This window comes from Actinoplanes sp. CA-142083, from assembly GCF_050942195.1.
Taxonomy (GTDB): Bacteria; Actinomycetota; Actinomycetes; order Mycobacteriales; family Micromonosporaceae; genus Actinoplanes.
Window position 1 is genome coordinate 3634508 of the sequence record NZ_CP192076.1, and the last position, 24025, is coordinate 3658532.

Sequence of the window (24025 nt, forward strand, 5' to 3'; positions counted from 1 at the left end):
TTACTTGCCGTAGTTGTACGAGCCGCCGGTGCCGGGGACCTTGGTGGGCAGGCCCTTGCGGGCCCGCTCGCCGCGGATCGTGACGTCGATGATGTCCCAGGCGGTGCCCAGCACCAGGATCGCGATGATGCCGGCCGACAGCCAGCTCTTCACGTCGGCGGCCGAGCCCAGGTCGGCGAACTGCTGGAACTCCGGGTTGAAGAACTGGTCGGTGGCGAGCAGCCACACCATCGGGACCGTCGACAGCAGCGACACGACCGCGTTGGCGACCGCGACCGTGCGGTTCCACGTGCCGAGGCGCCACACCCAGACCGTGTAGACGCCGCGCAGGGCGAACGCGACGATCAGGAACGGCCACCAGAAGGACCAGTTGGCCGGGTCGAGCACGGGGACGTCGGTGAAGGTGAACTGCTGCAGGATCAGGGCGGCGATCAGCAGGACCGGCCACGCGATGCCGGCGGCCAGCTGCGACGTGGGCATGCCGCCGGGCTGGTAGCGGGGCAGGTCCTTGAGCGACCATGTGGTCTGCAATTTCGTCTTGGCGCCGCCGGAGCGCTCGATGATGAAGAAGACCAGCGTGGTCCAGAAGACCATCTGGGTGCCCACGCTGAGGATCGTGGTGATGGCCGTGCCGATGACCTCACCGAACTTGGGGTCGTCGAAGAGCTGGACCACCACGACCACCGCCACCACGATCGGCAGCACTGTGGACAACAAAGTGATGGTCAGTTTGCGCCAGGGTGTGTAGAGCGCCGGGCCGATCAGATAGTTGGGCCGGCCGGCGTAGCTGTCGGCCAGCCGGTCGGGGTCGCCGAGCTCGGTGAGCGCGGCCTCGACGGCGGCCTCGCGCGGCTCGCCGGCGTCGACCCGGGCATCCACCGCGTCCTCGATGGAGGCGCGCAGCTCGCGGTCGATGTCGGCCCGCTGCTGCTCGGGGACGCGACGAAGGGCGGTGTAGACGTAGCGGTCGACGAGACTGGTCATTTCGCGCTCCCCGTGGTCCGATCGAGATCGGTGATCGCCTTGTCGAGGCGCGCCCACTCCTCGCGCAGCGAGGTGGCGATGGCGTCGCCCTCGGCGGTCGTGCGGTAGAACTTGCGCGGCCGCGCCTCATCGGTGTTCCACTCGCTGGTCAGCAGCCCCTGCGCCTCGAGCCGGCGCAGCAGCGGATAGAGCGTGTTGGCCTCGACCTCGAAACCGGCCGCGCTCAACGTCTCCAGCAGCGAATAGCCGTAACCCGGCTCCCGCAGCACGGTCAGACTCGCCACGACAACCGTGCCGCGCCGCAACTCTTGGAGGTGCCCCGAGAGCGTCGCATCCATTGTCATGTCCAACACCATACTGTGTCTCACACACTATGGCAACCCACTACAGCATTGTGCGATCGGGTACGCGACAGAAGGCCGTCGCCGGGGGACCGGCGGTCGAACGATGGAGGTTCGAGATGACGGCTGGAGGGATCATGACCACTCCCGAGAACCCACAAGACCTGCCCGAGGTGCCGGACACCGACGAGGAGCCGACGTCACCCACGGATATCGGCGAGGCCGATCCGCACCCGGCGGAGAAGCCGCACAGCGAGGCCGCAGGGCATGGCGACCCGGAAAACATCGGGCGCGGCAACCCGCTCTAGAAGCCGGGCGGACCGCGTCGCCGCGCTCTACGCCGCCGGGGTCGCCGCCAACCAGGACGCCCGCCCGGCCCTGGCCGTCCGCCGGCTGCGCGCCGGTCTGCACCTGATCGACGAGATGCCCGGCCAGGTCGATCCGGGGGCGCACGGCCGCCTGCTGGTCAGCCTCGCCTGGGCGGAAGCCGAACGCGGCGACGTGGCGCTCGGCTTCCGCCTCGTCGACCGGGCCGAGGCGACGCTTCCCGTGCCGCTCAAGCCGATCGCGCGTGCCCAGCGCGCCCTCCTGCTGACCCGCAACGGGCAGGCCGGCGCGGCGCTGTCCGAGTTCACCGCCGCGATCGGCGGCCTCGGCGACCCCCACGACCTCGTCAAGACCCTGACCAATCGCGCCGTGCTCCACCTCGAGGTCGGGCGCATCGGCGCCGCCCGCGAGGACCTCGACCGCGCTCTGCGCCTCGCCGACCGGCACGGGCTCGACGCCGCGGCGGCCCGGGCGCTGCTCAACCTCGGCTGTCTCGAGGGCGTCGCCGGGGATCTGCCCGGCGCGCTGCGGACGCTGACGGTCGCGCGGACCGCCTTCGAGCGGGTCGGACTGGCGACGATCCTCTCGGTGGTAGCGCTCGAGCAGGCCCGCGTGCTGATCGGCGCCGGCCTGTTCCGGGAGGCCGACCGCGAGCTCGACGCCGCGATGCGCCAGGCGCATCGGGAGCGCCAGGGGCACACGTACGCGGACGCGCTGCAACTGCGGGCCGCGGCGGCCCTGCTGGCCGGTCGGCCGGTCGACGCCGCGGAATGGGCGCGGCAGGCCCGGAAAGCCTTCCTCGCCCGGCGGAACCGGCGGCAGGCGGCCCTGTGTGCGCTCCTGGAGTTGCGCGCCTCCGCCCACCGCGAAGACCTGGCCGGCCGGCTCCGGCGGCTGGCAGCCGAGCTCCGGGACCTCGACCTGCCGGAAGACGCTCGCGTGGCGGCTCTGCTGGCCGAGCGATGCCGGCTGCGCGGCGCAACGGCCGGGCGAGAGCGGCCGCTGCGCGGCGCGGTGGCCGGGCGAGAACGGGCGCGGCCCGCCGATGGTCCGCCGGGCCGTTTCGACGGTCCGCCGGGCCGCTTCGACCGGCTCGACACCCGGCTGCTCTGGCGGCTCACCCGTGCGGAGCTGGCCCAGGCCGCCGGCCGACCCGCCGAGGCCGCCCGCCATTTGCGCGCCGGAATGGCGGCCCTGCACCGCCACCGCGCCCACCTCGGCTCCTTCGACCTGCAGACCGGTGTCGCCGCGCACGGGCGCGAGATCGCCGCGGCCGGGCTCGCTTCCGCCCTGGCCGGCGGGTCGCTGTCCGCGGTCTACCGCTGGTCCGAACGGGTCCGCGCCCAGTCGTCGCTGCTGCTGCCGGTGCGACCGCCCGACGACCCGGAGGCCGCCGCGCTGCTGGAGGAGCTGCGCCACAGCCGGTTCGTGCTGCGGGAGGCGGAGCTCGCCGGCCGGCCGATCCGCGAGCTGCACACGCGAGTGGAGCGACTGCACCGACTCGTACGGGAAAGGTCGTGGTCTTCGCCGGGATCGAACGGCCGGAACGGATCCGCCCCGGCCCCGCTCGGGGCCGTCCGCGCCGCCCTCGGTGACGCGGCCCTGGTCGCCTACCTGCGTGACGGCGACGCCCTGAGCGCGCTGGTGGTGACAGCCGGCCGCACCACGCTGACCGCGCTGGGCTCGGCGGCGCGGGCCGAGCAGGCGGTCCTGCGACTGCGCGCCGACCTGGACACGCGGGCGGGCCGCGCCATGAGCGGCCGGCTCGCCCGGGCCGTCGCCCTGGCCACCCGGCACGACGCCGCCGCACTCGCCGGGATGATCCTCGATCCGCTGCTGCGCCGGACCGGCGATCGCGACCTCGTCGTGGTCCCGACCGGCCTGCTGACCACCGCACCGTGGGGCCTGCTGCCCGCCTGCCGTCAGCGCCCGGTCACCGTCGCGCTCTCGGCCACCGCGTGGCTCGCCGCCGTCCGCCGCGTTCCGCCGCCCGGCCCCGCGGCGCCGGCCTTCGTGGCCGGTCCCGGCATCCCGCGCGGCGAACAGGAGATCCGTTCCGTGGCCGCGCTGTATCCCGGAGCTCGCGTGCTGACCGGGGCGGCGGCGACACCCAGGGCCGCGCTCGGCGCGCTCGACGGCGCCGGCGTCGCCCACCTCGCCGCGCACGGCCGGCACCAGGCCGAGAACGCCCTCTTCAGCACCCTCGACCTGGCCGGCGGGCAGATCCTGGGCTACGACCTGCTGGGGCTGCGCCGGCCGCCGGCTCTGGTCGTGCTCTCCTGCTGCGAGCTCGGCCTGACCGACATCCGTCCGGGCGACGAGAGCTTCGGCATCGCTTCCGCGCTGCTCTCCGGCGGCGCCGCGACGGTCGTGGCCAGCGTGAGCCGGGTCGGCGAGGAGGAGGCGGCTGCCCTGATGACCGGCTTCCACCGGGCGCTCACCGCCGGCCGTACCCCCGCGGCGGCCCTGGCCGAGGCATCGCCCGCGGGTTTCGTCTGCCTCGGCAGTTAAGGCCTTGACGGCGGCGGCTAATTGGATTAGCTTTTAGCTAACGACATTAGCCACGGAGGCTGACATGACCGAGTTCCTCACCGTCGACGGCGGCACGATCGCCTACGAGATCAGTGGCGCCGGGCCGCTGGTCGTTCTCGCTCAGGGCATGGGGGACAGCCGCAAGGCCTACCGCTTCGTCGTCCCGCAGCTGGTCGCGGCCGGCTATCGGGTCGCCGCCACCGACATCCGCGGCACCGGCGAGTCGAGCGCCGTCTGGCCGTCCTACAGTCGCACCGACATCGCCGGCGACCTGATCGCCCTGGTTCGGCACCTCGGCGGCCCGGCCGTGCTGGTCGGGCACTCGATCTCGGGCGGCGCGGTCACCATCGCCGCCGCGCAGGCGCCCGAGCTGGTCGAGGGCATCGTCGAGCTGGCGCCGTTCACCCGCAAGCAGTCGATCAGCCTGGGCGGCCTGCGGGTGAAGCGGTACCGCACCGGCATGACGCGGCTGTTCGCGACGGGCATCCTGGGCAGCGTGAAGTGGTGGCACAAATATCTCGACGTCGCCGTTCCGGGGCGCAGGCCGGCGGACTGGGCGGAGCAGCTTCGGGGCATGGCGGCCATGCTCGGCGAGCCCGGCCGGATGAAGGCGATGCAGAAGATGGGCCAGTCCGCACCGACCGACGCGGGGGAGCAGCTCGGCAACGTCCGCGTTCCGGCGCTCGTCGTCGAGGGCACGCTCGACCCGGACTGGGCCGACCCGCGCGCCGAGGGCGAGGCGATCGTGGCGGCGATGCCGGCCGGCATCGGCAAGCTCGAGATGATCGAGGGCGCCGGGCACTACCCGCACACCCAGTTCCCCGACGAGACCGTGGCGCTGCTGCTGCCGTTCCTCAAGGCGTACGCCCGTGCCTAGGGCCGGACTCGACCCGGCGGCCGTGGTCGCCGCCGCCGCCGGGCTGGCCGACGAGATCGGCCTGGCCAACGTGACGATGGGCCTGCTGGCCGAGCGGCTCGGGGTGCGCGCGCCGTCGCTCTACAAGCACGTCACGAGCCAGGCCGACCTCAACCGCCGGATCGCCGTGCTCGCGCTCACCGAGCTGGGCGACGAGCTGCGGGACGCGCTGCAGGGCCGCTCGGGCCGGGACGCGCTCGCGGCCGCCGCCCGCACGATGCGGGCGTTCGTGGTCGAGCACCCCGGGCGGTACTCGGCCACGATCCGGCTCAACGCCGACGGGCCCGAGGATCCGATCGCCGTGGCGGGCACCCGGGTCCTCGGCTCGCTGGCCGCGGTCCTCACCGGATACCCGCTGGGCCCGGCCGACACCGTGCACGCGATGCGCATGATGCGGAGCCTGTTCATCGGCTTCGCGGTCATCGAGTCGGCCGGCGGCTTCGAGATGGACACGAGCGTCGACGACAGCTTCGAGTGGCTGATCGCCTTCGTCGACCGCGGGCTTCAGGCGACGGTGAACGGCCGCGACTCGGCGACCGCGCGATAGCCGTCGTCAGGGAGCAGCCGCAGCACATAGCGCCCGGGCGACAGCGAGCCGGAATCGATCGTCAGGCCGCCCTCGACGCGCCCGCCGGTGTACTCGTACGTCAGATAGTCGGCCGCGTCGGCGCCGACGCGATAGACGGCGATCCAGTCGAGTCCCATGCCCGGCGCGTTCGACCACCGCACGCCGATCGGCTCGCCTTTCCGGACCGAAGACCGGGCGGTGGAGACCTGGGTGGGTTCGCCGGCGGGATAAACCCATATTCCCGTACGGGTGAGCACAGCACCATCGCCGGACACCAGTGCGACCTCGTGCTCACCCCGGGCCAGCCCCCGGGTCGGCAACCGCACCTCACCGTCGCGCCGGCCGCCCGTTCCCGCGGCGGCGACGGTCCGCCCGTGCGGGTCGCGGAGCTCAACCCGTACGTGTGAAGAAGCGGGAGCGTGGAATCGGACCGCGACCGCATCGCCCAGGGTCACACGCCGCGCGGCGGGGGCCACCAGCACGGGCGGCGGAGCGGGCCTGGTGTCCAGAGTGGACACGACACCGCGATGGTCGGTCGGATAGGGGCTCACGACTTGCTCGCCCACCACGCGGGAGGCCACGGTCCGGGCGGGACCGGCCCGCAGCACCCAGTCGATGCGATCGAAGACCTCGTGCGGATCCGACTCGGGCCCGCCGGGAGTCCACGTGAATCCGGGATCCCGCACCGGATCGGGGTGCGCCTCGCGGTACGTGTCGGCCAGTCCCGCGTCGAGCAGCGCCGCCCCGGCCGGCCAGCGCACCGGGTACGGCACGTCCGGCCGCACCTTGGCGACGGCGGGCGTCCAGTCGAGCGGCGACGGGCTGTTGAAGTCGCCGGTCAGCACGACGGGGATCCCCTTGGCGGCCAGGGCCGGCAGCGTGCGGGCCAGATCGCGCACGGCGGGCAGCCGCACCGATCGCTCGAGCTCGAGCACCTCGTCCTTGGTGCCGCCGTCGCGCACGAGATACGGGCCGTACGGGTCGGACGGCAGATGCGTGTTGGCGACCGCGACCACCTTGCCCGGCGTGACCTCGACGAACACGTAGCGGCCGTCGGCGCCGGGCGGGTCGACGATCGGGAAGCGGGACATGACGTGCGCGTGGTTGCTGCCGTGCCAGCCCAGGTCGGCGGCGATCCGCTCGGTGTTGCGCTCGGGCTCCTGCAGGCCCACGATGTCGGCGCCGCTCGCCCGGATGACCCGCTCGACCTGCCGTAAGGTGGCCGGGCAGCCGTCGGGGGTCGCGCAGAAGTCGCCGGTCGCGAGGTCGAGCTCGTCCCCGCCGTAGAAGATGTTGAGCGACAGCACCCTGATCTGCGTCGTCGCGTCATGGTGCGGTGCGGGCGCCACCAGGGTCGCCGCCGCCGTCAGAGCTGCGAGAAGTCCGCGCACGAGAGCAGGCAACCGCAGGCGGGCTACCGGGAGGCGGCGATCTCGCGGTCGTACCGTTTCATGATGGTGAATCCCTCGCGGCTGACCGCCTCCATGCGGCCGCGCCAGAGGATCCAGCGGGCGACGCTGAAACCGGGATCGGACCCGCCGGACCAGTCCACGAAGGTGCGTCCGTGCTTGCAGGCGGCCACCAGTTGCGGCCCGGCGAGCCGGAACCACGCGACGGCGGCCGGCACGTGCGGCTCGCCGTCGAAGGCCTCCAGCGCCAGGCCGACGGTCCGCAGCCCGAGCCGCAGGAAGTCGATCCCACCGGCGGTCAGCGTGGCGGCGAAGGCGTTCAGGCTGGTCCACTCAGGGCCGGGATGCGGTTCGGCCCAGGCCGCTTGCATCGCCGCGCCGAGGTGCGGCAGGTCGGGGAGGCGCTCCCGCACCCCGAAGACCAGCGGCGCGACACTCTCATCGGCGACGGCGACCACGGTCTGCCATGCGGCCCAGAGAACGTCGTCCGGTGTCGAGGGCGAAAGCGGCGCGACGAAGGCCGCCACGTCCCCGGCCGCGACCACCCCCGGGTAGTAAGCGAGAGCCTCCTCGTAGTTCATGGCCTCGATTCTTCTTCAACGCCGTCGTGCTCCTGCTCGCCGCCCTCGCCGCCGAAGTGCGAGCGCGGCCGCGGCCACGGATGCGGTCACCACAGCCAGCAGGGTGAGCAACCTGGCCGGGGTGAGCGGGCCGGCCGGCTCCGGGCGGGTGGTCTCGGCGATCCAGCCGCCGAGCAGGTCGGTGCGCGCGGCGAAGTCGGCGCCGGGGTGCGGGCAGCCGGGTCCGGTGCTGACCACCGCCCGCAGCGTCGCCGTCCCGTTCTTCGCCTCCGAGAAGTACGGGCCGCCCGAGTCGTGCAGGCAGGCGCTGGTGTCGCGGCGCGGCCGGCTGCCCGAGACGTCGAGCAGCGAGTCCCGCACCTGACCCACGACGAACACGCCGGTCCGCAGGCCGGGCGACCCGGCCGACTCGTCCCCGGTCGTCAGGCCGTACCCGGTCAGCCGCAGCTTGTCGCCGACCTTCGGCGGCGTGTCGCCCAGGCGGATCGGGGTGATGTCGGTGACGGGGGAGTCGAGCTCGGCGAGCGCCACGTCGTCGTTGTCGGGAGCCTGGAAGGCGTCGACGACCTCGACCTCGTGGCCTCCCACCGAGGCCGTGGTGCGGGCGACGGTCCGGTCGACCCGCTTGCCGGCGGCGTCGCGGAAGCAGTGCCCGGCGGTGATCACCCAGCGGGGCGCGATGAGGGCCCCGGAACACCAGCTGTCCCGGGTGCCGCCGTCGGTCGTCGGGATGCCGGTCATGGTCAGCTTGGTCGCGAACCGGTATTTGCCGGCCGGGACGTGGTCGCCGTGCGCGATCGCGGCCGCGGGTCGCGCGGGCGCCACGAGCAATGCGGCGGCTACCAGCGGGATGACGAGGTAGTTTCGGGACACGGTGAAGATGCTGCTGCGAGGGCCGTCGGGCGGGCGTCAGCGGAGCGTTTACGAAACCTTTATCCCCGCTGTGCGAGCCTGGCGCATCTTGCGACGAGTGGAGGACGAGCGCGTGCGGGTGCTGCTGGCCGACGACGAGCGGATGCTCGCCGACACGGTGGCCGAGGGGTTGCGGCAGCGGGCGATGGCCGTCGACGTCGTGTACGACGGGGACAGCGCCCTCGAGCGGCTGGACGTCAACCGGTACGACGTGGCCGTCCTCGACCGGGACATGCCCGGTCACACCGGCGACGAGGTGTGCCGCCGCATCGTCGACTCCGGCGCCAACACGCGGGTGCTGCTGCTCACCGCCGCCGCCGGCATCCGCGACCGGGTCGAGGGCCTCGGCCTGGGCGCCGACGACTATCTGACCAAGCCGTTCGCCTTCGCCGAGCTGGTGGCCCGCCTGCTGGCTCTCTCCCGGCGCTCGACCCCGGCGCTGCCGCCGGTCCTGGAGCGCGACGGCGTCACCCTCGACACCACCCGCCACACCGCCTCCCGCGACGGCCTGGTGCTCTCGCTGTCGCCCAAGGAGTTCGCCGTCCTCGAGGTGCTGCTGCGGGCCGCCGGCCAGGTGGTCAGCGCCGAGGACCTCCTCGAGCAGGCGTGGGACGAGAACGCCGACCCGTTCACCAACTCCGTGCGGGTCACCATCATGACCCTGCGCCGGAAGCTGGGCGACCCGCCGGTGATCCACACCGTGCCCCGGGTCGGCTACCGGCTGGGCTCGTGACGAAGTGACCAACCGCTCCCCGGCCCGGCGGATGCTGCTGGTCTGCGCCGTCCTGCTGGTCGCCGCCCCGTTCGTGCCGCGCGTCGCGGACGAGCTGCTCAACCTGTGGAGCGACTTCGTCCCGTCGCCGTGCAGCCCAGTCCCGGGCGGCGACTCCTCGTACTTCTGCATCCAGCTGTTCCGGCATCCCAGTGTCGTCCCGCTCGCGGCACGCGTACTCGTGCTGGGCCTTTTGCTTGTGGCCTGTCTCGCCGCGATCCGGTGGAGTCTGCAGCCGGTCCGCGACCTGATCCCGATGATCGCCGACGTCGGCCCGCAGAACCTCGGCCACCGCTTGCGGCCCGGCCAGGGCCGCGGAGAGCTCGCGGCGCTCGGCCGCGGCATCGACGACATGATGGACCGCATCGCGGTGGGTTACGACGCCCAGCGCCGGTTCGCCGCCGACGCCTCGCACGAGCTGCGCACCCCGCTCGCCGTGCAGCGCACGCTCATCGAGGTCGGCATGGCCCGCGACCTCAACCCCGACCAGATCGCCCTGCTCGCCGCGCAGCTGCTGGAGACCAACCAGCGCAACGAGCGCCTGATCGAGGGCCTGCTGGTGCTGGCCGAAAGCGACCGCGGCCTGGTCTCCCACGCGCCGGTGCGGCTCGACGAGGTCACCCGGGCCGCGGTCGACGCGCACGAGTCGCGGGCCGCCGAAGCCGGCGTCACGATGACCTGCGAGCTGCTGCCGCGGGTGGTGACCGGCGAGCGGGTGCTGCTGGAACGCCTGGTCACCAACCTCGTGCAGAACGCGATCAAGTACAACCGGCCCGGCGGCACCATCGACGTGCGGGTCGGCGCCAACCCCGCCCTGGTCGTCGTCAACACCGGCGACGACGTGCCGCCGGAGGAGGTCACCGGGCTGTTCGAGCCGTTCCACCGCCTGGCCGGCACCCGCATCGACCACAGCGGCGGCGCCGGGCTGGGGCTGTCGATCGCCCGCTCGATCGTCCGCGCCCACGAGGGCACCATCGCGGCCCACTCGACCGGCCACGACGGGCTGCGGGTGCAGGTGTCCTTCCCGGACGCTTCGCTGACCTGACCCTTACACGACGCTTACACGGCGCGCCTAGCGTGTGCCGCATGACGGACCGACGCGTTGTCGCACATGTTCTGCGGCGGCTGACCTTCGGGCCGACCGCCGCCGAGGTCGATGCCGCCGCGCGGGACGGCCTGCCGGCGACCGTGGACCGGCTGCTCGCGCCTGCGTCGGTGGAGCCGCCGGCGCTGGGCCCGGACCCGATGGCCTCGCTCGCCAAGGGCGCCTCCCGCGAGGACCGGCAGAAGGCCCGCCAGGCGGCCACGAAACAGGCCACCGACGCTCTCGCCTGGTGGGTCGGCCAGATGGCCGCCCACGGCGGCGTCGCCACCGAGAAGCTCACGTTCTTCTGGCACGGGCATTGGGCGACGAGCGTGCAGAAGGTGCGCTCGGCGGGGCTCATGCTGGGACAACAAAAGACCCTGCGACGGTACGGGCTGAGCACCACCGGCCCGCTGGTGCGGGCCATGCTCCGCGACCCGGCTCTGATCCTCTGGCTCGACGGGCAGAAGAACACCCGCAAAGCCCCGAACGAGAACCTCGCCCGCGAGGTGATGGAGCTGTTCACCCTCGGCGTCGGCAACTACACCGAGGACGACGTGAAGGCCGCCGCCCGCGTCCTCACCGGCTGGGTCGTCGACCGCGCGGCCGGCGCCGGCCACCTCGACGCCAAGCGGCACGCCACCGCGCCGGTCACGCTGCTCGGCCACACCGGCCCGCTCGACCTGGACGGCTTCGCCGACCTGCTGGTGCGCCACCCCGCCCACGTCCCGTTCCTGGCCGCCCGGGTCTGGCTGCGCTACGGCTCCACCTCCCAGCCGGCGCCCGCCGCCCTGACCGCGGCCGGTAACGACGTCACCGCGATGCTGCGCGCCCTCGCCCTCGACCCGGCGTTCCCGCAGACCGCCGGCCACCTGGTGAAACAGCCGGTCGAATGGCTGGTCGGCGCGGTGCGCCAGCTCGGCGTCGACCCGGCGAAGGGCCGCAAGCAGATCCTGGCCGGCCTGCGCGCGCTCGGCCAGGTGCCGTTCCGCCCGCCGAGCGTCGGCGGCTGGCCGGCCGGGGAGGCCTGGCTCACCACCGCGGCGGCCCAGGCCCGCCTGCGCACCGGCCAGGCCCTCGTGGGGCTCGCCCCCGCCGTGGTCCAGCAGCTCGCCGAGTCCGGCGCCGCCGACCGGCTCGACGCCCTCGCGCACGTGCTCGCCGTCGACGCGTGGACCGACCGCACTGCCGCCGTGCTCACGCCGGCCGCCAAGGACCCGCGCCGCCTGCTCGCCATCGCCCTGGCCACCCCCGAATACACCGTCCACTGAGGAGGATGCTGTCATGGACACCCTCACCCGTCGCCGGTTCCTCGCCGCGAGTGGCGCGGTCGTGGCCGCCGGGGCCGGCGCCTACGCCCTCTCCGACATCCTGCGCACCTCCGGCGACCGCGATCCTTCGGCGCGAACCCTCGTGCTGGTCACCCTCTACGGCGGCAACGACGGGCTCAACACCGTCATCCCGTACGCGGATCCCGCCTACGCGGCGGCGCGGCCGGCCCTCGCCTACAACGCCGATCAGGTCCTCCGGCTCGACGACCAGTTCGGGTTCAACCCCGCGATGAAGGGCCTGCATCAGGCGTACGGGAAGGGCCGCCTTGCCGTTGTTCGCGGCGTCGGCTATCCCAAGCCCGATCGCAGCCACTTCCGATCGATGGACATCTGGCAGTCCGGCCGGCCCGACCACCCCGAGAACACCGGCTGGCTCGGCCGCTGGCTCGACGCGTCCGGCGGCGACCCGCGCCTGGCCGTCTCGTTCGAGCCCGTCCTGCCGCCGCTGCTGGCCGGCGCCCACAGCGCCGGCGCCACGGTTCCCGGGGGCGAGCTCAAGCTCCCCGCTTTCGTCACCGCCGATCAGCTGACCGCGCTGGGCCGCGCCGACCCCACCGAGCCGCCTGCCCGCGCCCGGGCCGCCACCTGTTTCACTGACCTGACCCGCATCCAGGACCTGATGGCCGACGTCACTGCCTCCGCCGCCTCCTCCTCCTCCTCCTCCGACGCCGGTGACTCCGATGAGGAGCCCGCCGCGACCGCCACCGGAGGCGCCAGCCAGCCCCTGGAGGCCCAGCTGGGCCTGGTCGCCAAGTGCGTCGAAGCCGGCGCCGCCACCCGCGTCTACTCGGTCTCGCTGGGCGGCTTCGACCTGCACGCCGACGAGAAGACCGCCCAGGAGTCCCAGCTGACCAAGCTCGACAAGCCCCTGGCCGCCTTCGCCGACCGCATGTCCCGCACCGACGCCGGCCGCAACGTGGTCATCGCCGTCTATTCGGAGTTCGGCCGCCGCGTCACCGCCAACGCCTCCGACGGCACCGACCACGGCACGGCGTCGTCGATGTTCCTGCTGGGCGCGGGCGTCAAGGGCGGCCTCTACGGCGAGCCACCCAGCCTGACCGACCTCGACCAGGGCGACCTGAAGTACACCACCGACTTCCGCGACGTCTACGCCACCCTGCTGGCCGACGTCCTCGCCACCGACCCGGCCCCGATCCTGAATGGCTGGCAGAGCCACCTACCAACCGTCTTCTCCTAGCCCACCATCCTTCTCGCCTGGCGACCTTGATGATTCCGCGTGCGCTGCGAGCAGCAACTCATCATGGCTGGGCCGCCGCACTCGCTTGTGTTGCCCGGTGCGCGCGATCTTGATGATTCCGCGTGCGCTGCGAGCGGCAACTCATCATCGCCGCCCGGCGCCCGGCGCCCGCGCCGCCCGCGCCCGGCGCCCGCGCCCGGCGCCCGCGCCCGGCGCCCGCGCCCGGCGCCCGCGCCCCGCGCCCGGCCCCCCAAGCTCCGCGCCCGGCCCCTGCACCCTGCGCTCGCTCGGTGGCTCGCGCTCGGCGTGACGCCGCCTCGCTGCCAGCGCCACGCGACCTTGATAAGTTCGCGCGCGGCGAGCGGCAATTCATCATTGCCACGGCTGCCAGCGGCTTCCGCAGGTGACCTTGCCACGGCTGCCAGCGGCTTCCGCAGGAGATCTTGCCACGGCTGCCAGCGGCTTCCGCAGGAGACCTTGCCACGGCTGCCAGCGGCTTCCGCAGGTGACCTTGCCACGGCTGCCAGCGGCTTCCGCAGGTGACCTTGATGAATCGCTGCGCGGGGCGAGCGGCGGTTCATCACGGCTTCTCCGCCTTCGCGACTAGCCACCGCGACGGGCCGCGCGTGGCGCAACCGCCCAGGCGCACGGGCCATAGCCCGACCGACCGCCGTGGCATCGCGCTGCGCCGGCAGCTTGCCGCACCGGGGGCGGGGCGGCGCCGGTTGTGGTGGGTCGCTCAGCCCGGCGGTCGCGGCACTTGCCGGTGTTGCAGTGAGGTCGCGGGGCGCGCCGGGGGCGGTGGCTGCTGCGGTTGGGGGCTGCCCGCGCTCGTACGGTATCGAGGGTTTGGAAGTTATTTCTCGGTGCCGTCGCTGATGAGCATCTCGGGGTGCTGGCCCAGGAAGTCGCGGAGTTTGTCGTTGGCGGTGGCCTGGAACAAGTCCTTGGTGTCCTGGGTCGCGCCCTCGCCGCTGCCGTCGGAGGACTTGGCGAACGTGCCGCCGTTGGTCTTGATCGGGATCAGGTCGGCGGCGGCCAGGCCCTTGAGGCCGAAGATGAAGTCGGAGACCTCGACGCCGTGGGTGTCCATCTTGAGCGACGAGCCGGCCGCCTTCAGGATGTTCGCCACCTTGGTCGGGTTGGTGATGATGCCGGCGCTGGTCGCCTTCTTGGCCATGGCCCGCAGCAGCTGCTGCTGGTGGCGCTGCCGGTCGTAGTCGCCGTTGGAGGAGTGCCGGATCCGGGAGAACTCGAGCGCCTCCCACGGCTGCATGTTGCGGCAGCCCTTCTTGAACCAGAGCGCGTTCTTGGGGGCGGTCTGCGGGTCGGCGCCCTCGGCGTACTTCACCTTGCCGTCGACGATGATGTAGTGGCTCGACCAGACGTCCTTGTCGACGCACATGTAGACGCCGCCCATGGCCTCGAGCATGCCCTTGAAGCCGTCGAAGTCGATGACCACGACGCCGTCGAAGTTGATGCCGGTCAGCTCGTGCACGGTCTTGGTGGCCAGCTTCGCGCCGCCGGTCCAGCCGCGCTTGTTCTCCGAGCCGATCGCGTACGCGCCGTTGATCTTCCCGGTCTGCGCGCCGGTGCCGAGCGTCTTGTCGGCGGGGATGTTCACGATCATGTCGCGCGGGATCGAGATCATGTACGCCTGGTCGTGCGCGGCCGTGATGTGCAGGATCATCATCGTGTCGGAGCGGGACGTCTCGCCCTTCTCCTCCCAGCCCTGCCGGGTGTCGAGGCCGAGCATCAGCAGGTTCATCGCGCCCTCGGGGAGCTTGCCGCTCGCCGTGACGCTGCTGCCGCTCTCACCGTCGAGGACGCTGGACGTCGTCTGGATGTCGTGGGTGAGCTGGCCCATGAAGTACTTGACACCCACGATGCCGCTGACGCTGAGCACCGCCAGGAACGCGCCGAGCGCGGTGACCGCTTTGGCCCAGAAAGGCGACTTCTGCTTCTTGCCTTTCAGGGCGGGCACCGTGCCGTTGCTTCGGGCGGGCTGTCCCGGCATGCGTCAACTCCTCCGGACACACGAATGACACACGAACGAGCGCTGCCGGGCGCCGACATCGCAGAGAAACAGATATATCTTCACGTTGCGATAGTCAATCGGCCGTTGGGGCGCAACGGTTCCGTTGTGACCGCTTGTGATCCTTTGGTTCCGGAACGGGATCTTATTGACCCGGCTCGATTCGACCGGTCACGATCCCGTAATCATCGCCAACTGCGGCGAAATGCGACGAAGGGTCACCGACTCATGCGCCGTACCCGTCCCACCGCCCGGATTGTCCTTGCGTCGGCAATCGCCGGGATCCTCATTGTGGTCCCCGCCACACCGGCCTTCGCCGACCCTCCCCACAACCTCCCGCAGAACGCCGGCGGCTACGAGCAATCGTTCTCCCCGGCCTACGACTACGACACCGACGGCTGCTACGCGGTGCCCGCGATCGGCCCCGACGGCACCCTCAACGGCGGCCTCAAGACCACCGGCGCCGTCAACGGCAGCTGCCGCGACCAGTGGGACCTCGACAACTCCCAGACGTACGCCCGCTCGAAGTGCAACAACGGCTGGTGCGCGATCGTGTACGCCAGCTACTTCGAGAAGGACCAGGCCGTGGCCGGCAGCGGTCTCGGCGGTCACCGGCATGACTGGGAGCACGTCATCTCCTGGGTCAGCCAGTCGTCCAACCAGGTCGAGTACGTGACGACCACCCAGCACAGCTCCCAAGTGACCTACACCCGCTCGCAGGTCCGCTTCGACGGCAGCCACCCGAAGGTCGTCTACCACAAGGACGGCGCGTCGACCCACTTCTTCCGGCTGGCCAACACCAACGACGAGCCGCCGGAGAACCACTACCACAACTGGCGCTATCCGCCCCTGGTCGACTGGAGCGGCTGGCCGACGGTCGCGCTGCGCGACAAGCTGATGGCCGCCGACTTCGGCTCGGCCACCATCAAGATCAAGGATGGCTCGTTCGAATACCTGCTCGGCGTCTCCAAGCCGGCCGGGATCCCTTTTGATCCCAACGCGGCCGGTAGCTAATCCCCACAGAGGGCCGGCGGCTCCTTGCCGCCGGCCCGGTCCGCCGGCGCCGCCACCGCGCACAGCCGCCGGATCGCGTCGTCGGGGTCGAGCCGCCAGAGCCCCACCGTCCAGTCGTTGAGTCCGGCGATCAGCATGCGGCTGTCGGCGCTGAAGCGGATCTGCCCCCAGTTGTTGGAGTTCCCGCGCACCTCGGCCACCTTCGCACCGGTCTCGGCGTCCCACAGCACGATCAGACCGGGCTCGGTGTCGGTAGCGGTGGCGAGCAGCCGCCCGTCCGGCGACCAGACCACCCGCCTGAGCGCCACCGGATGCGAGCCGATGTCGCGCACCGGGCTCAGTCCGTCCACTTTGAACACGCGTGCGGTCGTGCGGGTCGTGACCGCGAACGAGGACGAGTCGGGGCTGACCGTGATCTCGTCCAGGGCCTCCGCGTACAACTCCCGGGAGCCGGCCAGACTGAAGTCCGGCACCCGGAAGCGCCAGATGGCGCCGTTCTGCGAGTCGGGCCGGTACTTGTCGATCACCCGGTTGGCGGTGACCAGCAGATTCCGTCCGTCGGGGGTGAACGCCGGTTGCATCGCGAGGTAACCGGACAGCCGGAGCTCGGTGACCTTCGCAAACGTGCGGGTGTCCCACACCACCACGTCGACGTCGTCGCGGTCTTGCACCTCGTCGGATCCCAGCTTGGGGGTGTCGCGCGGGTTGGTGACGACGGCCAGCATCGAGCCGTCGGGGGAATAGGCGATGTTGCCCGGGTAGAGGGTGGCGTCGAGCCGCAGGGTTCGCCGCAGCTGCTGCTGCCGGTCGTATAGCAGCACCTGGCCACCCTGCGCGAAGGTCGCGGCCAGCGAGCCGTCCGGGCCGTAGGCCAGCCCGAGTGGGCCGTCGTCGGCGGCCACCCGCAGCGTCGAGCGCAGCCGGCCGTTCCGGGGGTCCCAGATCCGGATCGCGGGATCGTTCGAGCCGGTGGCCAGCCAGCCGCCGGCCGGGTCGACCGCCAGATGGCCGACGACCTGCGGGTGGGGGAGCGCCGGGCCGGCGATCCGCATGAGCGTCGGCGGATCGTAGGTACCGGCGAGGGCGAGCAGTTGCCCATCCGCCGAGAGCCCGTAGTCGTTGGGCAGGTTGGTCATGTTGCCCAGCTCGTTCAACATGCCGCCGACGGTCAGGCGCAGCGTCTCGCCCTTCACCGAGCTTCCGATCAGCACTGTGCCGTCCGGGGTGACCGCGAACTTGCGCAGGCCGATCCCCGGCTGCGGCGGCGCGCCGGACGAGTCGGTCAGGTATTCGACCTTCCACCCGGTCGTCCGCCGGCGGGCTTCCACCGGACTGAGTTCCTTCAGCCCGGAACTGAAGAGCGTGTCGTCGGCCGAGAACCCCACCGCGGCGGTGTCCGGGATGCGGGCCAGCGTGGTCACCCGGCGGCGGTCGAGGAGCGCGCCGCCGGCCGGCCCGGCCACCGCCAGGTAGGCGGCGTCGGGGCTGACCGCGAGGTCGATGCCGGGCGACACCGGGCTCGGCACCGATCGGCGCAGCGACCCGGTGGCCGGATCCCACTCGCCGATCGCCCAGTCGTCGACGTTCCGCGTGGCCAGCAGCGCCGATGAGTCGGGCAGCCACGCGACCCCGCCGAACGCGTCGAGCCGGCGTTGGGTGCCGGTCGCGAGAGTCCACACGGATACACCCCGCCGGTCGTAGGAGGACGAGGCGAGGTACTTGCCGTCCGGCGAGAACTCGAGCCAATGCATGTTGACGGTGGGATGCCGCATGGCCGGGCCGGTCCGCTTCAGCGTGCCGGGGTCCCACAGCTCGATGTCGCCGTTCGGGTAGCCGACCGCCACCAGCCGGCCGTCGGAGCTCACCGACACGTTGCCCGCGCCGGTGCGGGTGCCCAGGCGGCCGATCATCGTCGTCTGCTGGGCGTAGAACAGCGCGCTGCGGGCCTCAGTGGTCGGCGAGGTGTGCCAGGCGTTCAGCGCCTTGTCCACCGACGACAGCGGGTCGCTGTAGTGCTCGGTGCGGGACTCGGCTGCCAGCTGGCGGGACAGGGCGAGCCGCCCGTTCGCGCGCGCCTGGCGGCTCTGGTCGAGCGCTACCAGGCCGCCGGCCACGACGAGCAGCAACGCGACCGCCAGCCCGGCCACCAGACGACGCAGCCGTTGGGTGGTGCGCCGTTCGGCGAGCTGCCGGGCCTCGGCGGCCGCGGTGGAGGCGGCCAGGAAGCGGCGCTGCGCCTCGGGAAGCTCCGCCCGGTGTCCCGCCGCCACGGCCAGGCTCGCGCCCCGGTAGAGGAGGTCGGGATCCTCGCCGGCCGCCTGCCACTCGCGTGTGGCCTGGCCCAGCCGCTGACGCAGCAGGATCTCCTCGCGGGCGTCGGCCAGCCAGCCCGAGAGGCGGGGCCAGCCGTCGAGCAGGGCCTCGTGGCTGATCTCGACCGTGTCGTCGCCGGCGGTGACCAGGCGCTCGGCTATCAGCGGGCGCAGCACCGGCATGTTCACCTCGGCGAGGGCCGCGCGGCGCCGAACGGCAAGGCCGTCGACGATCGTGACCAGGCCGAGGAGCTCCGCGCGCAGCGCCTCGCGGGCGGGTTCGGTCAGGGTGGCGTACACGTGCTCGGCGCTCGCCGCGACGGCCCGGCGGATGCCTCCGGTCGCGTGGTAGCCGGCCACGGTGAGGGTGTCGCCCTCGCGGCGTTCCCAGGTCGCGCGCAGCGCGTGCGCGAGCAGCGGCAGCGCGCCCGGCTCGTAGTCGCGCAGCAGCACCTCGACCAGCCCGGGCTCGATGTGCAGTCCGGCGTCGCGGGCGGGGGAGGCGATCGCGCGCCGCAGCTCGTCGTCGTTCAGCGGGCCGACCACCACCTGGCCGGGACCCAGCAGGGCGGCCATCGGCGGCAGCTCGGTGCACTGCTGATAGAAGTCGGCACGAACGGCAATGATCAAAAGCGTTTCGGGTACGGCGGTGAGCGCCTCCACGAAGGCCACGCGCTCGGCCGGGTCGGGGCACTGGGTGAACAGCTCCTCGAACTGGTCGACCAGGACGATCCGGCGACCGTCGGGCGAGAGGCCGGCGCGCAGGGTGGCGAGGGGCGTGGGGCCGGGCGTCATGATCAGCCAGGGCCAGGCGCCGCTGCCCGCGCCGAGGCCGTCGGCGGCGACCAGGGGAAGCAGGCCGGCCCGCAGCAGCGAGGACTTCCCGGCGCCGGACGCCCCGACGACAACCAGGGGAGGACCGCCCAGCAGGTGTTCGTCGAGGCGGCCGACCAACAGCCGGACGAGCTCCTCCCGCCCGTGGAAGAACGGCGCGTCCCCGATGTCGAAGCTCGCCAGTCCCGGATACGGACTGATATTTCCGGCATGTCGGGTGGGCTGGATTTCCGGCTCGGGATCTCGCAATGACCGGATCAGAGAAGTCGTGGCCGCCAGGGCTCCGAGCACGCGCGTCGTGTCCCGGCGCTGCTCCTCGATCTGCTGGTTGAGACCCAGGCGGATCTCGTCGAGCACCCGCCGGTTGTCGGCCGTCAACGCGTGCAGGCTCTCGAAAGCGGCGGCGAACTCCTGCCGGCTCTCCGCGTCGGCGGCCAGCAGCGTGGCCTCCACCGCGCCGACCGCCTGCAGCAGCGCGGTCAGCTCGTCCCGCAGCCCGGTGTCGCCGGCCTCCAGGCGGGCCAGCAGTTCTTCCGCTACCGCGTCCCGCCATTCTTCCCCGGGCGACCGGGCGGCCGTCGAGGCGAGCGCGTCGGCGAGGTAGTTGCTGCCCATCCCGCCGAGCTGGTTGAGCGCGGCGGAATACTCGGCGGGGGCGCCCAGCGCCGCGCCGGCGATCGGGGCGACCGCCGACGCGGACAGGAAGGCGAGGATCGCGTACGGGGTGGCCCGGCGCACCCCGGAGCCGGTCGCGCGAACCCAGGATCGGATGCCGTTACGGGCCCGCTCGGCGGGGGAGGGCGTCGTGCTCATCGACGCTCATGGTGTCATGGAGTGTCCATTGTGTTCCTCTGCCCAGCGGGCAGCCCGCACAGTGTTCACCATCAGCATGGCGATCGTCATCGGCCCGACCCCGCCCGGCACCGGCGTGACCCGGGCGGCGATCCCTTCCAGCTCGGCCGTGCGCACGTCGCCGGCCAGGCCGCCCTCGAAACGGTGGATGCCGACATCGATCACGGTTGCGCCCGGCTTGACATGCGCAGGGCCGATCAGACCGCGTACGCCCGCCGCCACCACCAGGATGTCGGCCTCCCGGGTCACCGCCGGCAGGTCCACGGTGTGCTTGTGGGCGAGCGTGACCGTGGCGTCCTTCTGGGTCAGCATCTCGGCCATCGGGTGCCCGACCAGCGCCGAGCGGCCCACCACCACGGCCCGCGCCCCGCGCATCTTCACGCCCTCGGACTCGAGCAGCTCGATCACGCCGCTCGGGGTGCACGGGCGCAGGCCGTACTCGCCGCGGGCCAGCAGGCCGGCGCTCTGGGTGGTGAGCCCGTCCACGTCCTTTCCCACCGGGATCCGGTCGATCAGGGCGTCCGGGTCCAGGTGCGCCGGCAGCGGCAGCTGGAGCAGGATGCCGTGCACGGCCGGGTCGGCGGCCAGCTCGTCGATCACCGCGGCCACCCCGGCCTGGGAGGAGTCGGCCGGCAGCGACCGGTGCAGATCCCGCATGCCGGCCTCGCGGACCGCCTTGCGCTTGCTCGCGACGTACACGGCGCTGGCCGGGTCGTCCCCGACCAGCACGGTGGCCAGGCCGGGCTTGTCGTCCAGCAGGGCCACCTCGGCGGCGACCTGGGCACGGACCCGGGCGGCGGCCGTCTTGCCGTCGATCTTGATCACCGAAGACCCCTCACGCGAAGACGATCGTGTGGTTCTCGTGCCGGATGACGCGGTCCTCGCTGTGCCACAGCACCGCCCGGGACAGCACGTCGCGCTCCACGTCGGCCCCGCGGCGCTGCAGGTCGGCGACGGTGTGCGCGTGGCTGACCCGCACCACGTCCTGCTCGATGATCGGCCCCTCGTCGAGGTCCTCGGTCACGTAGTGCGCGGTCGCCCCGACGAGCTTCACCCCGCGCTCCTTGGCCCGCGCGTACGGCCCGGCGCCGATGAACGCCGGCAGGAACGAGTGGTGGATGTTGATGATCGGCACGCCCACCTTGGCGATGAAGTCCCCGGAGAGGATCTGCATGTAGCGGGCCAGCACGATGAAGTCGACATTTCCCTTGAGCAGCGAAAGATGCTGGGTCTCGGCGGCTGACTTGTCGGGGCCGGCCGACGGCACGTGGAAGAACGGGATGCCGAACGCGCGCACCTCGCCGGCGGTGTCCGGGTGGTTCGAGATCACCATGGAGACGGTGATCGGCAGCTCGCCCCGCCGGTGCCGCCACAGCAGGTCGAGCAGGCAGTGGTCGGCCTTCGACGCGAAGATCGCCACCCGGTGCGGGATGGACATGTCGCGGAGCCGGAACTCGAGCTCGAATCCCTTGCCGAGCTGCGCCTTGAGGTCGTCGTCGATGTGGGGCAGCGCCGCCTTGAGGTTGTCGAGGCTGAACACCGTACGCTGGAAAAATGCCCCGCCGTGGGGGTTGTCGCTGTATTGGTCGAGCGACACGATGTTGGCCTTGTGCTTGCTCAGCACCGCGCCGACCGCCGCGACGATGCCGGTGCGGTCGCGGCCGTGCACGATCAGCGAGGCCTGGTTGTGGGTATGTGTGAGTGACGGCGCCTGCAGCGGTGCTTCCTGGGTGATCGTCACGTCAGCCCTCCGTTCCTGAAGTCCGTGATCCAGTCCGACGTGGCACGCAGCCCGCCGAACGTGTAGAAGTGCAGCTTGACCTCGCCGTGGCGGGCCGGGTGGTAGTCGGTCGCGAGGGTACGCAGGAAGCGGTCGGGGCCGGCCGTGCCCATCAGGTTGGTGAGGGACAGGCCATACTTTCGGGCGATCGACGCGCTGGTGCCGACGCCGAAGCGGCCGGCGAAGCGCAGCAGGCGGCGGACGCCGGCCGGGCCCGGGACCCCGATCCGGACCGGTGCGTCGATGCCCTTCTCCCGGGCGGTCTCGATCCAGTCGAGGACCGGGTCGACGTCGAAGCCGAACTGGGTGATGATCTCGCTCCGGAGACCACGCCGGGAGATCGCCGCGTGCTTCTCGGTCAGCGACGACCACAGCTTTATATCCGAAATATCGGGATGTCCTTCTGGATATCCGGTAATGCTCACCTTGCCGACACCGTACTCCTCCAGCGCGCCGGACTCGATCACCGACAGCGCGTCGCCGTACGGTCCGTGCGGCTCGCTGGGATCGCCGCCGACCACGAAGATCTCGCCCGCGGCGCCCTCGGCCCGCAGGGCCGAGAGAAACTTTCGCAACTCGCTGTCGGAGGTCAGGCGCCGGGCCGAGACATGCGGCACGGGTACGCCTCCGTGCAGCTTGACCGCTCGGGCGGCGGCCACCCGCATCTGGAGGTCCTCGTTGCCGAGAAAGGTGACGTTGATCCGCGTGCCGGCCGGGATCGCCGCCTGCTGCAGGTCGGCGACGTCCTTGCCGGTCATTTCCAGGGAGAAGTCGCTCAGCAGCCGTAGTTCGTTCGCGATGGGTGCCTCGGTCATGCTGTCAGTCCCTGCGGTACTGGGTGCGGGCGTGCTCGTTGTAGGGCGCGGGCTGCACGGTGGCGCGGATGCGGGGGAGGCCCAGGTCGGCGCCGGCCGGCGTGCCGGGGCCCGGGTGGTCGCCCCAGACGACCTCGACCTGGGTGCCGGGGGTGGCGTGCTCGAGGTCGATCAGCGAGAGCGCGATGACGGCGTCGTAGGGCGCGAGCGACGCGGTGTGATACGTGGTCCCGGCCAGGCCGTCCTTGGTCTCGATGCGGTTGCGGGCGTAGCTGAGCACGAAACCGTTGTCGGCCTCCACGAATTCCCGCACGTCGTCGTTGTCGAAGACCAGGGTGACTTTCTGGAAACGTACGGAATCCTTGGCCTCTTGCAGTGCCTCGCGGCCGATGAAGTCGTGGTCGAGGTGGACCAACCGGCCGTAGCCCAGCTCGTAGGGCGTGACGTAGTAGTCCTCGATGTCGTCGGAGTAGAAACTTCCGTGCAGCGGGCGCTGCCCCTCGATGCCGAAGAACGGCAGCCACCGCCGGTACTCCGCGAGACCGGGGTGGGTGTAGATCGCGGGCGTCGGCGACGGGATCCAGCCGCTCTCCACCGACGCCGTCGTGTAGGCCAGCGCCCCCACGTGCACGAGCCCGAAACTTTCTCCGGCTTTCACAAGGGCGTTTTTCACGTACGGGGCGTCCGCGCCATCGCCGATGAACTCGTAACCCGCCTGGCCCGCCATGCCGTGGCGCAGCGCCCGGAACGTGCGGCCGTCGAGCGTGACGTCGGCGGTGTGGAAGAACTTCGTCGGCGGCAGCGGCCCGCCGAAGACGCTCTCGACCAGCTCCTGTGCCTGCGGACCCTGCAGCTGGTAGCGGAACAGGGCGGGGTCTTTCCCGTCCTTGCGGAAAGCCGAGGAGGGATCGGTGCGGAAAGTTACGTCGTAGCCGCCCTGCTCGCCGTGCCACTGCACCCAGTGCTGGGAGGCGGGGACGCCGCTGAGCGTGTACTCGTTCTCGGCGCGGCGCAGCAGGATGCCGTCGGTGACGATGAACCCGTCCGCGTTGACCGGGACGATCTGCTTGGCCTGCCCGATCGCGAACTTTTCGTAGTTGTTCGCGGTGACCGCCTTCAACAGCTTGGTGGCGTCGGGGCCCTCGATGAACAGGTCGTACATGTGGTGCGAGAGGTCGGAGATCGCGACGCCCTCGTGCCAGGCCTTCTGCTCCTCGCGCCAGCCCACGTACTCCTTCTCGACGACCTCCGGGTTCCACGGCTGCGCGCCCGGCTTCCAGAGCATCCGCATCGGTGAGCCGGCCTTGTCGATCCCGTCCTGCAGATTCATGCTGCCTCCCTGGTCAAGGGGTACTTAATCGAGCTAGCACTAAATCGAGCTAGTGACGAAAGCTACAGGCATGTTTCGGGATCTGACAACCCCCGGTA

20 protein-coding genes are annotated in these 24025 nt (G+C 71.8%); 9 read left to right on the plus strand and 11 right to left on the minus strand.

The window, feature by feature from the left end; translation table 11 throughout:
- Both ACQPZX_RS16600 and ACQPZX_RS16605 read right to left on the minus strand, forming a co-directional pair.
- Window positions 1-984, minus strand: a complete 984-nt coding sequence (locus ACQPZX_RS16600; RefSeq protein WP_433381162.1) for a permease prefix domain 1-containing protein — start codon at window positions 982-984, stop codon at window positions 1-3.
- A complete protein-coding gene (locus tag ACQPZX_RS16605; RefSeq protein ID WP_433381165.1) occupies window positions 981-1328 on the minus strand; it encodes a PadR family transcriptional regulator in 348 nt (115 codons plus the stop codon). Before ACQPZX_RS16605 ends, ACQPZX_RS16600 begins: the two co-directional genes overlap by 4 nt.
- 134 nt (window positions 1329-1462) lie before the next feature.
- On the opposite strand from ACQPZX_RS16605, the gene ACQPZX_RS16610 reads away from it, so the two are divergent.
- The 4 genes from ACQPZX_RS16610 (at window position 1463) to ACQPZX_RS16625 (ending at window position 5647) form a co-directional block, all read left to right on the plus strand.
- On the plus strand, window positions 1463-1633 hold the full coding sequence (locus ACQPZX_RS16610; RefSeq protein ID WP_433381168.1) for a hypothetical protein: 171 nt from the start codon (window positions 1463-1465) through the stop codon (window positions 1631-1633).
- On the plus strand, window positions 1593-4163 hold the full coding sequence (locus ACQPZX_RS16615) for a CHAT domain-containing protein (protein ID WP_433381171.1): 2571 nt from the start codon (window positions 1593-1595) through the stop codon (window positions 4161-4163). The genes ACQPZX_RS16610 and ACQPZX_RS16615 overlap by 41 nt, the downstream gene beginning before the upstream one ends.
- A 64-nt stretch (window positions 4164-4227) precedes the next feature.
- The gene (locus ACQPZX_RS16620; protein WP_433381174.1) at window positions 4228-5061 is read left to right on the plus strand and encodes an alpha/beta fold hydrolase; all 834 of its coding nucleotides are present in this window, start codon (window positions 4228-4230) and stop codon (window positions 5059-5061) included.
- On the plus strand, window positions 5054-5647 hold the full coding sequence (locus ACQPZX_RS16625; RefSeq protein WP_433381177.1) for a TetR-like C-terminal domain-containing protein: 594 nt from the start codon (window positions 5054-5056) through the stop codon (window positions 5645-5647). The genes ACQPZX_RS16620 and ACQPZX_RS16625 overlap by 8 nt, the downstream gene beginning before the upstream one ends.
- Here the strand turns inward: ACQPZX_RS16625 and ACQPZX_RS16630 are convergent.
- The 3 genes from ACQPZX_RS16630 to ACQPZX_RS16640 are packed head-to-tail and all read right to left on the minus strand — an operon-like array spanning window position 5605 to window position 8531.
- Entirely contained in the window at window positions 5605-7059 is a 1455-nt protein-coding gene (locus ACQPZX_RS16630; RefSeq protein ID WP_433381180.1) for an endonuclease/exonuclease/phosphatase family protein, read from the minus strand. The genes ACQPZX_RS16625 and ACQPZX_RS16630 overlap by 43 nt on opposite strands.
- Window positions 7060-7082: 23 nt before the next feature.
- Complete coding sequence (locus ACQPZX_RS16635) at window positions 7083-7658, minus strand: DUF3632 domain-containing protein (protein WP_433381183.1); 576 nt, start codon at window positions 7656-7658, stop codon at window positions 7083-7085.
- Between the two features lie 15 nt (window positions 7659-7673).
- On the minus strand, window positions 7674-8531 hold the full coding sequence (locus ACQPZX_RS16640) for a S1 family peptidase (RefSeq protein WP_433381186.1): 858 nt from the start codon (window positions 8529-8531) through the stop codon (window positions 7674-7676).
- Window positions 8532-8643: 112 nt separating this feature from the next.
- Between ACQPZX_RS16640 and ACQPZX_RS16645 the strand changes: the two genes are divergently transcribed.
- The 4 genes from ACQPZX_RS16645 to ACQPZX_RS16660 are packed head-to-tail and all read left to right on the plus strand — an operon-like array spanning window position 8644 to window position 12955.
- Window positions 8644-9303, plus strand: coding sequence for a response regulator transcription factor (locus ACQPZX_RS16645; protein WP_433385271.1), 660 nt, complete (start codon window positions 8644-8646; stop codon window positions 9301-9303).
- A 4-nt stretch (window positions 9304-9307) separates the two neighbouring features.
- Entirely contained in the window at window positions 9308-10387 is a 1080-nt protein-coding gene (locus tag ACQPZX_RS16650; RefSeq protein WP_433381189.1) for a sensor histidine kinase, read from the plus strand.
- Window positions 10388-10428: 41 nt separating this feature from the next.
- Entirely contained in the window at window positions 10429-11697 is a 1269-nt protein-coding gene (locus ACQPZX_RS16655; RefSeq protein ID WP_433381192.1) for a DUF1800 domain-containing protein, read from the plus strand.
- 13 nt (window positions 11698-11710) lie between these two features.
- Window positions 11711-12955 (plus strand): DUF1501 domain-containing protein, encoded by a 1245-nt coding sequence (locus tag ACQPZX_RS16660; protein WP_433381195.1) that lies wholly within the window; start codon window positions 11711-11713, stop codon window positions 12953-12955.
- Between the two features lie 856 nt (window positions 12956-13811).
- Here the strand turns inward: ACQPZX_RS16660 and ACQPZX_RS16665 are convergent.
- Complete coding sequence (locus ACQPZX_RS16665) at window positions 13812-14972, minus strand: LCP family protein (protein ID WP_433381198.1); 1161 nt, start codon at window positions 14970-14972, stop codon at window positions 13812-13814.
- Window positions 14973-15218: 246 nt separating this feature from the next.
- Here ACQPZX_RS16665 and ACQPZX_RS16670 point away from each other — a divergent pair, with 246 nt between their 5' ends.
- On the plus strand, window positions 15219-16004 hold the full coding sequence (locus ACQPZX_RS16670; protein WP_433381201.1) for an NPP1 family protein: 786 nt from the start codon (window positions 15219-15221) through the stop codon (window positions 16002-16004).
- Here the strand turns inward: ACQPZX_RS16670 and ACQPZX_RS16675 are convergent.
- The 5 genes from ACQPZX_RS16675 to ACQPZX_RS16695 are packed head-to-tail and all read right to left on the minus strand — an operon-like array spanning window position 16001 to window position 23927.
- Complete coding sequence (locus tag ACQPZX_RS16675) at window positions 16001-19963, minus strand: NACHT and WD repeat domain-containing protein (protein WP_433381204.1); 3963 nt, start codon at window positions 19961-19963, stop codon at window positions 16001-16003. The genes ACQPZX_RS16670 and ACQPZX_RS16675 overlap by 4 nt on opposite strands.
- Window positions 19964-19969: 6 nt before the next feature.
- The gene (locus ACQPZX_RS16680; protein ID WP_433381207.1) at window positions 19970-20827 is read right to left on the minus strand and encodes a bifunctional 5,10-methylenetetrahydrofolate dehydrogenase/5,10-methenyltetrahydrofolate cyclohydrolase; all 858 of its coding nucleotides are present in this window, start codon (window positions 20825-20827) and stop codon (window positions 19970-19972) included.
- 10 nt (window positions 20828-20837) lie between these two features.
- Window positions 20838-21743 (minus strand): formyltetrahydrofolate deformylase, encoded by a 906-nt coding sequence (gene purU / locus ACQPZX_RS16685; protein ID WP_433381210.1) that lies wholly within the window; start codon window positions 21741-21743, stop codon window positions 20838-20840.
- The gene (locus tag ACQPZX_RS16690; RefSeq protein ID WP_433381213.1) at window positions 21740-22597 is read right to left on the minus strand and encodes a methylenetetrahydrofolate reductase; all 858 of its coding nucleotides are present in this window, start codon (window positions 22595-22597) and stop codon (window positions 21740-21742) included. The genes purU and ACQPZX_RS16690 overlap by 4 nt, the downstream gene beginning before the upstream one ends.
- A gap of 4 nt (window positions 22598-22601) precedes the next feature.
- Window positions 22602-23927 (minus strand): aminomethyl transferase family protein, encoded by a 1326-nt coding sequence (locus ACQPZX_RS16695; RefSeq protein WP_433381215.1) that lies wholly within the window; start codon window positions 23925-23927, stop codon window positions 22602-22604.
- Window positions 23928-24025 lie beyond the last annotated feature (98 nt).

Excerpts from the sequence above, each read along its gene's own strand:
- ACQPZX_RS16670 (WP_433381201.1), top strand. The coding sequence starts at position 15,219 with ATGCGCCGTACCCGTCCCACCGCCCGGATTGTCCTTGCGTCGGCAATC.
- ACQPZX_RS16675 (WP_433381204.1), bottom strand. The coding sequence starts at position 19,963 with ATGAGCACGACGCCCTCCCCCGCCGAGCGGGCCCGTAACGGCATCCGA.
- ACQPZX_RS16605 (WP_433381165.1), bottom strand. The coding sequence starts at position 1,328 with ATGACAATGGATGCGACGCTCTCGGGGCACCTCCAAGAGTTGCGGCGC.
- ACQPZX_RS16620 (WP_433381174.1), top strand. The coding sequence starts at position 4,228 with ATGACCGAGTTCCTCACCGTCGACGGCGGCACGATCGCCTACGAGATC.
- ACQPZX_RS16615 (WP_433381171.1), top strand. The coding sequence starts at position 1,593 with ATGGCGACCCGGAAAACATCGGGCGCGGCAACCCGCTCTAGAAGCCGG.
- ACQPZX_RS16655 (WP_433381192.1), top strand. The coding sequence starts at position 10,429 with ATGACGGACCGACGCGTTGTCGCACATGTTCTGCGGCGGCTGACCTTC.
- ACQPZX_RS16635 (WP_433381183.1), bottom strand. The coding sequence starts at position 7,658 with ATGAACTACGAGGAGGCTCTCGCTTACTACCCGGGGGTGGTCGCGGCC.
- ACQPZX_RS16600 (WP_433381162.1), bottom strand. The coding sequence starts at position 984 with ATGACCAGTCTCGTCGACCGCTACGTCTACACCGCCCTTCGTCGCGTC.
- ACQPZX_RS16690 (WP_433381213.1), bottom strand. The coding sequence starts at position 22,597 with ATGACCGAGGCACCCATCGCGAACGAACTACGGCTGCTGAGCGACTTC.
- ACQPZX_RS16665 (WP_433381198.1), bottom strand. The coding sequence starts at position 14,972 with ATGCCGGGACAGCCCGCCCGAAGCAACGGCACGGTGCCCGCCCTGAAA.
- ACQPZX_RS16695 (WP_433381215.1), bottom strand. The coding sequence starts at position 23,927 with ATGAATCTGCAGGACGGGATCGACAAGGCCGGCTCACCGATGCGGATG.
- ACQPZX_RS16660 (WP_433381195.1), top strand. The coding sequence starts at position 11,711 with ATGGACACCCTCACCCGTCGCCGGTTCCTCGCCGCGAGTGGCGCGGTC.
- ACQPZX_RS16610 (WP_433381168.1), top strand. The coding sequence starts at position 1,463 with ATGACCACTCCCGAGAACCCACAAGACCTGCCCGAGGTGCCGGACACC.